22 protein-coding genes are annotated in these 9,968 nt (G+C 71.1%); all 22 read right to left on the bottom strand.

Annotated features, from left to right (window positions below):
• Positions 1 to 34 precede the first annotated feature (34 nt).
• On the bottom strand, positions 35 to 439 hold the full coding sequence (locus ACWEQG_RS01695; RefSeq protein ID WP_452280795.1) for a hypothetical protein: 405 nt from the start codon (positions 437 to 439) through the stop codon (positions 35 to 37).
• Between the two features lie 118 nt (positions 440 to 557).
• A complete protein-coding gene (locus ACWEQG_RS01690; protein ID WP_452280793.1) occupies positions 558 to 1,259 on the bottom strand; it encodes a hypothetical protein in 702 nt (233 codons plus the stop codon).
• On the bottom strand, positions 1,256 to 1,477 hold the full coding sequence (locus tag ACWEQG_RS01685) for a hypothetical protein (RefSeq protein ID WP_452280791.1): 222 nt from the start codon (positions 1,475 to 1,477) through the stop codon (positions 1,256 to 1,258). The genes ACWEQG_RS01690 and ACWEQG_RS01685 overlap by 4 nt, the downstream gene beginning before the upstream one ends.
• Positions 1,462 to 1,722: a hypothetical protein gene (locus tag ACWEQG_RS01680; protein ID WP_452280789.1), complete on the bottom strand. Its 261-nt coding sequence runs from the start codon at positions 1,720 to 1,722 to the stop codon at positions 1,462 to 1,464. Before ACWEQG_RS01680 ends, ACWEQG_RS01685 begins: the two co-directional genes overlap by 16 nt.
• Complete coding sequence (locus ACWEQG_RS01675; RefSeq protein ID WP_452280788.1) at positions 1,719 to 2,123, bottom strand: hypothetical protein; 405 nt, start codon at positions 2,121 to 2,123, stop codon at positions 1,719 to 1,721. The genes ACWEQG_RS01680 and ACWEQG_RS01675 overlap by 4 nt, the downstream gene beginning before the upstream one ends.
• A complete protein-coding gene (locus ACWEQG_RS01670) occupies positions 2,116 to 2,460 on the bottom strand; it encodes a hypothetical protein (protein ID WP_452280786.1) in 345 nt (114 codons plus the stop codon). Before ACWEQG_RS01670 ends, ACWEQG_RS01675 begins: the two co-directional genes overlap by 8 nt.
• Entirely contained in the window at positions 2,453 to 2,731 is a 279-nt protein-coding gene (locus ACWEQG_RS01665) for a hypothetical protein (RefSeq protein ID WP_452280784.1), read from the bottom strand. Before ACWEQG_RS01665 ends, ACWEQG_RS01670 begins: the two co-directional genes overlap by 8 nt.
• Positions 2,728 to 3,198: a winged helix-turn-helix domain-containing protein gene (locus ACWEQG_RS01660; protein ID WP_452280782.1), complete on the bottom strand. Its 471-nt coding sequence runs from the start codon at positions 3,196 to 3,198 to the stop codon at positions 2,728 to 2,730. The genes ACWEQG_RS01665 and ACWEQG_RS01660 overlap by 4 nt, the downstream gene beginning before the upstream one ends.
• Positions 3,199 to 3,265: 67 nt before the next feature.
• A complete protein-coding gene (locus ACWEQG_RS01655; RefSeq protein WP_452280781.1) occupies positions 3,266 to 3,766 on the bottom strand; it encodes a hypothetical protein in 501 nt (166 codons plus the stop codon).
• Positions 3,763 to 4,020: a hypothetical protein gene (locus ACWEQG_RS01650; protein WP_452280779.1), complete on the bottom strand. Its 258-nt coding sequence runs from the start codon at positions 4,018 to 4,020 to the stop codon at positions 3,763 to 3,765. Before ACWEQG_RS01650 ends, ACWEQG_RS01655 begins: the two co-directional genes overlap by 4 nt.
• On the bottom strand, positions 4,017 to 4,535 hold the full coding sequence (locus tag ACWEQG_RS01645) for a hypothetical protein (RefSeq protein WP_452280777.1): 519 nt from the start codon (positions 4,533 to 4,535) through the stop codon (positions 4,017 to 4,019). The genes ACWEQG_RS01650 and ACWEQG_RS01645 overlap by 4 nt, the downstream gene beginning before the upstream one ends.
• Positions 4,532 to 4,942, bottom strand: a complete 411-nt coding sequence (locus tag ACWEQG_RS01640; protein ID WP_452280775.1) for a DUF6205 family protein — start codon at positions 4,940 to 4,942, stop codon at positions 4,532 to 4,534. Before ACWEQG_RS01640 ends, ACWEQG_RS01645 begins: the two co-directional genes overlap by 4 nt.
• Positions 4,939 to 5,220: a hypothetical protein gene (locus ACWEQG_RS01635; protein WP_452280773.1), complete on the bottom strand. Its 282-nt coding sequence runs from the start codon at positions 5,218 to 5,220 to the stop codon at positions 4,939 to 4,941. Before ACWEQG_RS01635 ends, ACWEQG_RS01640 begins: the two co-directional genes overlap by 4 nt.
• Entirely contained in the window at positions 5,220 to 5,549 is a 330-nt protein-coding gene (locus ACWEQG_RS01630) for a hypothetical protein (RefSeq protein ID WP_452280771.1), read from the bottom strand. The genes ACWEQG_RS01635 and ACWEQG_RS01630 overlap by 1 nt, the downstream gene beginning before the upstream one ends.
• On the bottom strand, positions 5,549 to 6,052 hold the full coding sequence (locus ACWEQG_RS01625) for a hypothetical protein (protein ID WP_452280769.1): 504 nt from the start codon (positions 6,050 to 6,052) through the stop codon (positions 5,549 to 5,551). Before ACWEQG_RS01625 ends, ACWEQG_RS01630 begins: the two co-directional genes overlap by 1 nt.
• Positions 6,049 to 6,534 (bottom strand): RusA family crossover junction endodeoxyribonuclease, encoded by a 486-nt coding sequence (locus ACWEQG_RS01620; RefSeq protein WP_452280767.1) that lies wholly within the window; start codon positions 6,532 to 6,534, stop codon positions 6,049 to 6,051. Before ACWEQG_RS01620 ends, ACWEQG_RS01625 begins: the two co-directional genes overlap by 4 nt.
• Entirely contained in the window at positions 6,531 to 6,971 is a 441-nt protein-coding gene (locus ACWEQG_RS01615) for a helix-turn-helix domain-containing protein (protein WP_452280766.1), read from the bottom strand. Before ACWEQG_RS01615 ends, ACWEQG_RS01620 begins: the two co-directional genes overlap by 4 nt.
• A gap of 443 nt (positions 6,972 to 7,414) precedes the next feature.
• Positions 7,415 to 8,128 carry a hypothetical protein gene (locus tag ACWEQG_RS01610; protein ID WP_452280764.1) on the bottom strand — a complete coding sequence of 238 codons (714 nt, stop codon included), beginning with the start codon at positions 8,126 to 8,128 and terminating at the stop codon, positions 7,415 to 7,417.
• Positions 8,125 to 8,523, bottom strand: coding sequence for a hypothetical protein (locus tag ACWEQG_RS01605; RefSeq protein ID WP_452280763.1), 399 nt, complete (start codon positions 8,521 to 8,523; stop codon positions 8,125 to 8,127). Before ACWEQG_RS01605 ends, ACWEQG_RS01610 begins: the two co-directional genes overlap by 4 nt.
• A gap of 14 nt (positions 8,524 to 8,537) precedes the next feature.
• Positions 8,538 to 8,741 carry a hypothetical protein gene (locus ACWEQG_RS01600; protein ID WP_452280761.1) on the bottom strand — a complete coding sequence of 68 codons (204 nt, stop codon included), beginning with the start codon at positions 8,739 to 8,741 and terminating at the stop codon, positions 8,538 to 8,540.
• Positions 8,741 to 9,109, bottom strand: coding sequence for a hypothetical protein (locus ACWEQG_RS01595; RefSeq protein ID WP_452280759.1), 369 nt, complete (start codon positions 9,107 to 9,109; stop codon positions 8,741 to 8,743). Before ACWEQG_RS01595 ends, ACWEQG_RS01600 begins: the two co-directional genes overlap by 1 nt.
• Positions 9,106 to 9,897, bottom strand: coding sequence for a hypothetical protein (locus tag ACWEQG_RS01590; RefSeq protein WP_452280757.1), 792 nt, complete (start codon positions 9,895 to 9,897; stop codon positions 9,106 to 9,108). Before ACWEQG_RS01590 ends, ACWEQG_RS01595 begins: the two co-directional genes overlap by 4 nt.
• Between the last annotated feature and the right edge of the window lie 71 nt (positions 9,898 to 9,968).

The raw sequence follows: 9,968 nt of genomic DNA, 5'->3' as shown, positions 1-9,968 counted from the left end.
CAGTGCACTACCCAAGCGATGCACGAAAGTTTCTCTAGGTGACATCGGTTACCTTCTCCGCGGCAGCGACACCAGGTATTACGTGCTGTCCCCGATTCTCAGCCTTAGACGCTTCGCCGTCATTCAAGCCTGCGTCCACGCCCTGTGGCATGACAACCGCCATCCGGCTGAGCTTCTCCACTACCAAGGGTGCGGCGACGCCTAGTGCGAGTGCGGCGAACTCACCCGAGATCTGCCCGCTACTCGCCGCCGCCGCGGCAAGCAGCGCTCCCACCCCAGCTCTAATTGCCACTGATGTTAGATAGGCGGCGAGCCCCTGCGGGATCGGCTTCCGCCACGACCATTTTCGGACGCGCTTAATGCGCGCATATAATTCGAGGCTCTCCACACAGACGCCACCGGCCAAGCCCCAAAGCGTCGCCTGCCATATCGCGACCATGGCGTCACTGTACGCCGGGGTCGGTTCACCCACATAAGAACGACAATCCAGGCCCCTCAACCTTGCCGCAGGACTTTGAACAGGACGCCCCCGCGGACATCGATCACGCGCTGAGGGCTCAGGTGGCCTGCCCGTAGTAGATGGTGCGGCCGTCGGCCCAGACCAGCATGGCGTCTCCGTTCAGCTGGTTCTTGTCGATCCGGCCACGCGGGCGCTCCCCGTTCGAGTCCTCGCACCGCACGTTCGCGCAGCGCACCCGCCCCGACTCCTGCGCGATCCGCAGGGAGAAGGTGCGGCAGTACGGGCATTCGGGCGGCAGGGCCCCCTTCGGGACGTGGATCGGGATCCACTTCTCGGCCTCGCCGATGTCGCGGACCTCCCGCGCCTGCCGTACCCACGTGTCGAGCTGTGCGCGGGCCTGGCGGGCGATGTCGTCGGGGACGCCGTGCACGAGGTGGGTGATGGCGTCGAGGGCGGCGGTGGTGTTCGCGTCGCTGCCGCCGCGCGGGGCCTCTCCCTTCAGGACGCGTCGGACCGTACGGCCGTCGCGCTGCCCCGTGGTTTGGTACTGCACGCGCAGGCGGGTGTGGCCGGTCAGGTGGTAGCGCAGGTCGGCTTCCAGGTCGCGTACGCCGGCGTGGATGGTGAGGAGCAGGGGCCCGGCCTCGGCGTGCCAGGGCGCGGGCGATCCGGTGACCTTGTGGGACTGTGTGGAGCCCTTGGTGGCGTCCTCGACGGGCTCGGCGAGCAGCTCCTGCAGCTGGGCGATGAGCGGTCGGAGCTCGCCGACGAGCGTGACGACTTCCTCTGCTGGTGTCACAGTTCCGGCCCCTTCCAGATGTACAGCTGCCCGGCGGGCATGATCTCGCTCAGCGCGACCTTCACGGGCCAGGGCAGCGCGTCGCACGCCGCCTCGACCCAGTCGACGTCGTCCGGGCGGCAGAACACGATCACCGGGTCGGGCTTGAGACGCTCCCAGGCGGCGAGGATCCCCGCGATCGTCGTGGCCGGTACGGCCGGGGTCACAGCGACCACCACCGGCGGCCAGAGTTGCGGTCCACCCACCCGCTCGGTTCGTCCAACGCGATCGCCCCGCACGGGCACCGGAACACCCGCATGCCGCGGTCGAGCGCGCGGGTCTGGGGCCGGCACCGGTGCCACCGGCGCGGGAGTGGTGCTTCCGTCCAGGCGACTCCGTCGAGGTGCTCCAGGTAGATGCCGGGCGCCGACCGCTCGTCAGCGACCCACTGCTGTTCTGGTCCCTGCCGGAGAGTCCAGGTCATTCGCAGCCTCGCTTCCAGGTGCGGCCGATGCGCCGCCACCGGCACTGCCCGGCCTCGCGCGCCTGCTCGACGTTCCAGGGGGTGCCGTCGACGAGCGTGCTCGTGGCGTACGCGAGCGCGCCGCGGTCGGTCAGGGCGACCAGGCCGCCGCAGTGCGTGCACTTGCCTCCGGTGAGCAGGCGGCGGGCGAGCGCCTCCAGCGCGGCGGCCGGGCTGGTGTGGTCCTCCGCCGTGATCCGGGCCCCGCGGTACTGGGCGTGGGCGTACCAGCCGGCTTCCTCGAGGGGCACGCCGTCGTGGAGGTAGCCGATCTCCAGGTTGCTCGCGCCGGTCCGGCCGACGAGTTCGATGGCGGCGTACCCGGCGTCGCCGAGGATGTCGTCGGCGTTCGGGTCAGCCACGGCCGCCCTCCTTCCATTCGTGCTCGGGGCACGCGGGCCACCAGGCGCGGCAGTCGGTGGCGGGGCCGCTGCTCATGCGGGTGCGGTCGCCGAAGGTGCACTTGGGGTAGACGCCGGGGCGGCGGAAGGCGCAGTTGCCGCAGCGGCGGCCGGGCGCCTGGCGGTCATCGTGGGGTGCGGCCTCGGGGTGGAGGCGGAGCCCGGAGACGACGGCGGACAGCGGGTGCTTCCCGGCGGCGAGGAGCGCCGCCTGCCGCTTCGTGCGGCGCACACCCTCTGACTCGTCGGGGGCGGGCGGGTGCGCGGGCTGCTCGACGCCGAACAGGGGCTCAGCCACGGCCGCCTCCGGTCTCGTCGTCGAGGACGACGCGCAGCGGTGCCCGCGCGCCATCGGGGCAGTCGTGGATCACATACGGCCGCCGCTCCCGCCACTGCCGGAGCACACTCTCGCCAGTTCCTCCCGCCCGTAGGGCCAGGTGCGCCCGGTCGGCCAGCCATGCCGCCCGCTCCATCGCCTCACCGTCCGTGACGTGGCCGCCGGACGGCGTGCGGGTGTCGAGGATCCAGTCCAGCAGCCTGTTGACCGCGTTCGCTTCCGTGGTGTTCATGCCGTCGCCCCGGTGTTGGCGACCTCGACCAGCCACAGGGCCGCGCGCGGAGTCATCGCCGCCGCAACGAGCACGTCGTCGGCGTCGTAGATCGTCTGCCCGTGCCGGTCGATCCGCAGCGGCAGCTGGTACGCCGGCGGCTCCGGCGTCGGGGACGCTGCCACGGCGTCGTCCGCCAGGCGCAGGCCCACCCCGCGGACCGTTGTGATGTACCGCGGCTGGTCCGCGTCGTCGCCCAGCGCACGCCGCAGATGCCCGACGTGCACGTGCACGGTCTTCATCCCGCCGATCCAGGTCGAGTGCCACACCCTGCGCAGGATCTCTTCGTAGGCGACGACCCGGCCGGCGTGCGCGACGAGCAGGGCGAGCAGGTCGAACAGCCTTGGGGTCAGGGTCAGCTCGTGGTCGCCTTGCCAGGCGCGGCGTGCGGGCTCATCCACGCGGATGAGCTGGAGGGGAGTGTCCATCAGGGGTCTCTTTCTCGTGGTTGATGGGCGTGGCCCGCCGCGGCCCCCGGGTCGCGGCGGGCCCGCTTCAGCCGTCCGCTTTGCGGTAGCCGGCGGCGAGCAGCTGCCGGGCGAGGTCGCGGCAGTCGCCGCGACCGACGGTGTTGTTGTTCTGCGCGGCCCAGGTGCGCAGCTGCTCGGCGAGGGCCGCGAGCTCGGCCGGGTCGGGCTCAGAGTCGGCGGCGTCCGCCAGGCCGGCGAGGACCGCGGCGAGGCCGCGCGCGGTGACCGCGTTGACCGTTGCGCGGGGCAGTGTGATGGTCTTTCCGTTCCTGGTGATGCGGATGCCGTTGAAGGCGAAGGCGGTCCGGTCGGTGCCATACCAGTTCACGTCCGGGAGGATGATGACCTTGCGCCCGGCGGCGGCGTACATCGCGGTGACCAGCTCGTCGAGGGCGCTGCCACGCACGTGGACGATGACCTCGTGGTTGTCCGAGGGATCGTGTGCGGTGAGCGCGGTGCCGCCCGCGATCGGCTCCACGGTCAGGGTGCACCGGTCAGTGTCGGAGTGGGTGTACGGCTCGGTCATGCCCCCACCCGCCTCGACAGCGGATGCGGCAGCTCCACGATGACCCCGGTGCCCGCAGGCTCGCCGTAGGTCCAGCAGTTCGGGTCGAGGTCCCGGTCGCCGACCTTCCGCCAGTCCTCCTCCCGCCACACGCCGCTGTTCTCGTACGGCACGTCAGCGGGCAGGCGGACCGGGGCGTCGGTGCTGGACTCCCCCAGCTTCAGGCCGCAGCGGTCGCAGGAGATGACGAGGCAGGTGACCTTCACGGTGCTCACGACTCCTCCGCCTGGTCCGCTTCGGCCGTACGCCGGTCGATCGCTTCGACCCACGCCAGGGCGACGGCGGCCACCTGGATCAGCTCGGTGCGCAGCTTGGCCGGGTCCTCCTCGGCGAACAGCTCGGCGACCTCCTCGTTGAGGATGTTCTGCCAGGTCACCTGTCCGGCCTCGGCGGCGCTCTGGCACCACTCCCGGGCCATGTCGGCGTAGGCGCGGGTGTCCTGGCAGTCGTGGGTGCCGTCGGGGTGGTTCTGTTCACCCCACTGCGCGTCCTGGCGGGCTCGTTCGGCGCGGACCTCGGCGAGCGGTCCGTCGAGGAGCGCGCCCTGCTGGGCGAGGATCTGCACCGCCCGGCCCGCGCGGAGCCAGCAGTACGCGCACGGCTTGTCGCTGCCGACGTTCTCGTGCATGTGGATCGACTCGTTCGCGTGGTGGTAGGCGGCGACCGCGTCCACCAGGGCCTCACGGCCAGAGCCCATCCGGTGACCGGTCTGCCGGTAGTCGTGGCTCATGCTTCCTCCCACACGGTTCCGTCCGGCCACGTGATCCGGGGACGTTCCTCGAGCGCCTGGCCGTTCTCGACGCGGACACGCCACAGGTCCGGCGACTCCTCGCCGCGCACGAGGATCAGCCCGAGGAAAGCGCGGCCCTCGCCGTGCGCCGTGACGATCTCCTGCACCTCGCGCGTGAGCCCACCGGCACGCAACTCGTCGGCCTGAGACGGGCGGATCGCGACGGCCTGCTTCCGAATGAGCGTGCCTTCGTCGGTCTCCACGGTCTCCTCGACCATGCGTAGCCAGACGAGCCGCTCGTACTCCTTCCGCTCCGGCGTCCGGACGAAGGGGCTGCTCTTAAGCTCGGACCACGGGATCGGTGGGTCGACAGCGATCTCGCCGGACAGGTAGCTGGTGTAGCTCACGGCCGGCCCTCCTGCTTCCGGCGGTCGGCCTCGGCGACCGGAGAGGCGGCCAGCGCCCGGGCGGCGCCGTCGAGCAGTGCCCACGTGGTCTCCGCCACGACGGTCCGGCCGTCGGGCAGGCGGATCAGCAGCGCGACCGACGGCCGGCCGCCCTGGGTGCCGTTCGGCAGCAGGCCGACCCGCTCCAGCGTGCCGTGCAGGTCCGGGCCGCCCGCCGCGCCCAGGTCCGTCCAGGGGGCGGCTTCGAGATCGGGGCGGATGTCGAGAGACGTGAACATCAGGAGTCCTCCTCTGCACGCGTCCAGGTGTGGCCGAGCTTGTCGTCGTCGTCGCCGCCGTGGCCGCGCTCGCGCTCACACCAACTGGCGCCCTCGGGGCCGCTCTCGTCCGCGCACGGCTGGACAATGCCGTGCTCGCGGAAGGCCTCGACGATGGCGGGGTCGTGATCGAACTCGCCGAGGCTCTCGCCCTCGGTGTCCCAACCGGGCCCCTGCAGGGCCTTGACAAGGACGCTGCAGACTCGCCGCTTGATCTCCGGCGCAGCACCCATTTGGATCAGCTCACGAGCGACGGGATCGAAGATGTCTCCTGCGGATGCCCAGCCCATCACGCCTCCTCGGGGGCGTTATCGAGCAGGGCGCGCAGGCCGTTCGCGACCAGGTCCAGCTCGTGCCGCATCTCGGTGTCCGTGAGGTTGGTCTGCGAGTTCACCCGGGCGGCGTAGTCCACCCAGCGGCGCAGGCCTGCGCGGAGGCGGGCGACCTCGACCTCGTGCAGGAGGCCGCCGATCTGCTTCAGCGTGGCGTCGGTGAGTACGAACTCGCCGTCGTCGTCGAGCGTGCCGGTCGCGGTCCGCTGCAGGTACAGCGCGCGCTGGGCTTCCCGGACCGCGCCCTCCTGGTCCTTGTTCGGGATCTCGCACGAGATGATCCGCACCTTCACCGAGGGGTCCTTCTCGGATCCGGCGGCCGGCTGGGTGCGCTCGATGTGGCGGAACTCGATGATGGCCAGGCGGGTGGAGTCGGGCCGGTCGTAGATGGGCCGGATGTGGGGCTCCAGCGCGGCCGACGCGCCAGCACCGAGTTTCGTATCGAACTTGAGCTGGGTCATGAGACTCCGTTCCAGATGCGGATGACGGCGCCTGGTGCTCCGAGCGCGCTGGGGTGGACGTGCGGGTAGGTCGTGATGACGCGGCCGTCGACGACCTGGGAGTCGTCGGCGTAGGCGACGCCGGTGAGGGCGTCGCCGATCGCGCGGCCGTAGTGGTCCCAGTCCGAGGAGGAGCGGGTGATCGGCCAGTCGGAGTGCGCCGTCTTCGGGCGGGCCACGGTGACGACGGCCTCCAGCCGCACCGGGCCGAGGATCTCGGTGTGGTCCTTCGGCACCAGGCCGCACAGGACACACGGCTGCTTGCCGGTGCCGGTCCATTCGTGAGCGCCGAGGGCGTCGAGCGCGGCGGCGCGGATCTTCTCCCGCCAGGCCTTCAGCTCGCCGCTGTTGGCGTGCCGCAGCTTCCCGCTGGCGGTGCCCTTCAGGTTGCCCTGCCCGGCCGGCTCGCCCAGGACGGTGAGGACCAGCAGCGGGGCCGTCATGCGCCCACCGCCGCAGGCTCGGCATGTAGGAGGGTGAGGCGGTAGCCGAGCAGGGTCACGTGGTCGTGCACCGTGACCAGCCCCGGCTCGGTCATGCGCTCCCGCTTGCTGATCACCGCCTTGGACACGTAGCCGCGGCCGGCGACGTCCCGCTGGGACAGGTTCTGCCGGCGGCGGAGCCAGCCGAGGTCGTCGGGGATGTCCTCCCCCTGGGAGAGGACCCGCCCGTTCTCGACGACGGCCAGGCGCAGCCCGATGTGCTGGGCCCAGGCGGCGGTGTGGGCGAAGCTCGGAAGGTACTCGCCGCGGAACCAGGCGTTGACCGTGTAGCGGGTGACGCCGAGCGCGTCGGCGAGTGCCTGCCGAGTGATGCCGAGCTGGTTGGTGCGGGCGACGAGCCCGACGATCAGGCCGCGGCAGTCGCGGTGGTCGGTCATGCGCGCAGGGCCTCCGCCTGGGGTGGCGTGTCGTGCTGGGTGGGCATGGGCGGCTCCGGCAAGGTCGGGCTGGGCTCGAGAGGTCAGGTTGGTAGGGGTCGGTGCGCTGAAGGCATGGCTGGTCGCGTAGGGATGGGCCGGAATGGGGCTGACTTGGCTGGTCGGCTGGGGCAGGCGTGGCATGACCGGGCATGACTGGGGGAGAGCAGTCGTCTTGGGTCGGCTCGAAACGGAAAGTCGGCCTGGCCTGGCGTGCGACGGAACGGCTTGGCATGTCGTCTCGGAACGTGATGGCCAGATGCGGCGGGGCTTGTCGGCTCGCGGCGGGGACGGCCGGGATCGGGTAGCGGTAGGCCAGTCGGGATGGCGCGGCAGGGCAAGACCACGAGTGGCACTGTCAGCAGGGCTAGCCGTATCGACCACGGCGTCGCGGTTCGGGAGCCTCACACCTGCTCCCAGCAGAGCAGCTCGAAACGACCGTCAGACCGGGACCGGTCGGCGCCGAGGCCGATGTCCTCGCCGCGCTCCCAGATGCGGCCCCACTCCTCGATGGAGAGGAAGTCGTCGTGGACGCGGACGGTGAACTCCAGCAGCGGACGCTCGACGTACTCCACCCGGGAGATCGAGGACCGCGGGCCGGACGGCGTCTTGACGTGCTTGACGCGCTCCTCGATCCCCGTCGGCGCGGTCACGCCCAGCGGGATGAACACCTCCGGGACGAACACGCGCTCGGCGAGGGTCGCCATCAACCCCTTCCTGAAGCTGCTCGCCACCTTCTTCTTCGACGGCCAGTCCACGCCCGGGTAGGCGCTGTTCGCCCACTCCTTCAAGCCGGCCTTCACGCACCGGCCCTCGAAGGCGAGCACGCCGTCCGGCATCCGCTTGAAGCCGTTGACGGACACCTCGGCCGCGTCGGACTCCATGAGGGCCTCGGCGAGTGCGTCCGCCGTCGGCTGGCGGTCGGGGAACCGCTGGGCCAGGGTCTGCTCGGCGAGTTCCTGGAGGTCCCGGTCGCCGAGGTCGAGCCTCGACTTCAGCCAGCCCTTGATGACGCTGGGGCTGGACGGAACGCCGCCGATGATCTTGTCGAGGATCTGCAGGCGCACCCGGTAGGAGACGATCTGGGAGCTGGTGCCGAAGATGGCGGTCGCGCTCATGACCGGCCCCCAGCGGCGTGCGGCAGCGGCGTCGCGCCGTGCCCGCGGGACAGGGCGTAGTTCTTCCGCTTGAGTTCCTCGTTCGACCTCTCCAGCTCCAGGATGCGGTTGCGGGCGAGCCGCAGCGATTCCTCGGCGTCGGCGTCCGCCTCGAGCGCCGCGCGGGTGTCACGGATCGCCTGGCGGGCGCGGCCGTAGTTCACGACGGCGATCTGCACGTCTGCGGCCTTCTGGATCGAGCGGAACAGGTTGAACAGGTCGCGGGGCGACTTACCGTCGAGGGTCTGGCCGGTGATCGCTTCGATGTCGGCGCGGAGTTCCGGATCGTTCTGGATCATCGCGACCACGGCGTCGAACTCCTCCGGCGAGTAGTCCTGCGGGTTTCGTCTCTTCATCAGGGGGTCTCCAATCAGGGGGTCGGTACGGGTAGCTGGGCGCGGTGCCACTGCCGGTGGGTGCGGGCCTCCGCCTCGGCCGCGGCCTTGACCGCGTGCTCCTCGCCCCGCCAGGGAGTGCCGCCGGGGCCGGCCGTGCAGTCGTCGGTCATGTCGCAGCGGGCCTGCTTGCGGCCGTTCGGCAGGGTCTCGATGTGCACGCTGATGCGCGGGGCCATCAGGAACTCCTCGAAGGGGCTGGGGTGTAGGTGGGGCAGCCGCACCTGGTGCAGGCCTCCCGGGCGCCGCAGACGAGCGCGTGCTCGCCGACGAGGTGATGGCAGGTGCACGGCGGCCGGGTGTCGAGCGCCGCCTTCCGGACGAGGTACTCCTCCGGCAGGCGCGGCGCGGCCGTCTCGCCGCCCTCCGCCGGCGGGGTCGGGGGCGGGGCGAGGTTCGCGACGGGCCGCCATCCGTGCCCGCGGGCCATGACGACGAGTTCGCCGGCGAGCAGGTCGGAGGTCGGGGCTCCGGCGTCGCGGAGGCGCCGGGTGAACGCGGCGGCCAGGCGGCGGGCGTCGTTCTCGAACGGGTCGGCGTCGGTCATGACACCGCCTTCCGGTCGGCTGCGCAGCTGCGGCAGGGCTGGGATTCGTACGGGTGGACCGGGCAGGGCTCGGCTGGGCCCGGCGGGGGCAGGAAGTCCTTCGGTCGCTCGCGGATGGCGCGGGAGACGTACCGGTACGGGTTGGTGACGTCGCGGCCGTCGATGAGGTCGCGGCGGATCTTGGCTGCCCAGTCGGGCGGCACGGTGCGCCCGGTGAGGTCGGCGAGCAGCTCGGTGATCCGCTTGTCGATCTCCGGACTTCGATCGTCGTCGTCGCTCGCGCGCCCGTTACGGCGAGTAGATGACGACGACTGAGAACCACCTACAGAGGGAGTGGGACTGGGACTGGGACTGGGGCTGGGAAGAGCGGGACGCTCGCGGGACTCCCCTGGAGAGTCCCCCGGGTTGTCCCCGGGGGACATCTCCCCTTTCACCTGCGGCTCTTCTCCCCGCGCCTTCCTCTTGGCGCGTTGTTCGGCCTTCTTGGCCCGCCATTCCTCGCGCTTCTGCAACCGCTCCGTCCGGGACTCCTGATAGACGGACCAGTCGTGGAAGCGGTATCCGCCCTTCGCTCGCCTCCACAGCCCCGCGGCGACGAGCTGCTTGGCCAGGTCCCTCGAGCCTTCGGCCAGTCGCGGCAGCGCGTAGTCGGGCACGAACCCATCCGTGAGGTTCGCGCAGGACCACGAGCCTGCGATGACCCACAGCCCGAGGGCAGCTGGATCCGAAGCCAGCGCCATCACCTTGGGGTGGGAGTGGAACGAGTCGTCTACTGCGAACCAGGTCATGAGCCGCAGGCCGCCCCGCCTGCAACCGCGTCTGGTGACGAGGTGAACATGAATCCTCTCCCCCTTCGCTG

The sequence above is a fragment of the Microbispora sp. NPDC004025 genome (assembly GCF_053604425.1).
Note: the sequence above shows the minus strand (reverse complement) of the source record. Positions and strands in the feature narration are given on the sequence as shown.

Excerpts from the sequence above, each read along its gene's own strand:
- ACWEQG_RS01695 (WP_452280795.1), bottom strand. The coding sequence starts at position 439 with ATGGTCGCGATATGGCAGGCGACGCTTTGGGGCTTGGCCGGTGGCGTC.
- ACWEQG_RS01680 (WP_452280789.1), bottom strand. The coding sequence starts at position 1,722 with ATGACCTGGACTCTCCGGCAGGGACCAGAACAGCAGTGGGTCGCTGAC.
- ACWEQG_RS01665 (WP_452280784.1), bottom strand. The coding sequence starts at position 2,731 with ATGAACACCACGGAAGCGAACGCGGTCAACAGGCTGCTGGACTGGATC.
- ACWEQG_RS01660 (WP_452280782.1), bottom strand. The coding sequence starts at position 3,198 with ATGGACACTCCCCTCCAGCTCATCCGCGTGGATGAGCCCGCACGCCGC.
- ACWEQG_RS01655 (WP_452280781.1), bottom strand. The coding sequence starts at position 3,766 with ATGACCGAGCCGTACACCCACTCCGACACTGACCGGTGCACCCTGACC.
- ACWEQG_RS01645 (WP_452280777.1), bottom strand. The coding sequence starts at position 4,535 with ATGAGCCACGACTACCGGCAGACCGGTCACCGGATGGGCTCTGGCCGT.
- ACWEQG_RS01635 (WP_452280773.1), bottom strand. The coding sequence starts at position 5,220 with ATGTTCACGTCTCTCGACATCCGCCCCGATCTCGAAGCCGCCCCCTGG.
- ACWEQG_RS01630 (WP_452280771.1), bottom strand. The coding sequence starts at position 5,549 with ATGGGCTGGGCATCCGCAGGAGACATCTTCGATCCCGTCGCTCGTGAG.
- ACWEQG_RS01625 (WP_452280769.1), bottom strand. The coding sequence starts at position 6,052 with ATGACCCAGCTCAAGTTCGATACGAAACTCGGTGCTGGCGCGTCGGCC.
- ACWEQG_RS01620 (WP_452280767.1), bottom strand. The coding sequence starts at position 6,534 with ATGACGGCCCCGCTGCTGGTCCTCACCGTCCTGGGCGAGCCGGCCGGG.
- ACWEQG_RS01615 (WP_452280766.1), bottom strand. The coding sequence starts at position 6,971 with ATGACCGACCACCGCGACTGCCGCGGCCTGATCGTCGGGCTCGTCGCC.
- ACWEQG_RS01610 (WP_452280764.1), bottom strand. The coding sequence starts at position 8,128 with ATGAGCGCGACCGCCATCTTCGGCACCAGCTCCCAGATCGTCTCCTAC.
- ACWEQG_RS01605 (WP_452280763.1), bottom strand. The coding sequence starts at position 8,523 with ATGAAGAGACGAAACCCGCAGGACTACTCGCCGGAGGAGTTCGACGCC.
- ACWEQG_RS01600 (WP_452280761.1), bottom strand. The coding sequence starts at position 8,741 with ATGGCCCCGCGCATCAGCGTGCACATCGAGACCCTGCCGAACGGCCGC.
- ACWEQG_RS01595 (WP_452280759.1), bottom strand. The coding sequence starts at position 9,109 with ATGACCGACGCCGACCCGTTCGAGAACGACGCCCGCCGCCTGGCCGCC.
- ACWEQG_RS01590 (WP_452280757.1), bottom strand. The coding sequence starts at position 9,897 with ATGACCTGGTTCGCAGTAGACGACTCGTTCCACTCCCACCCCAAGGTG.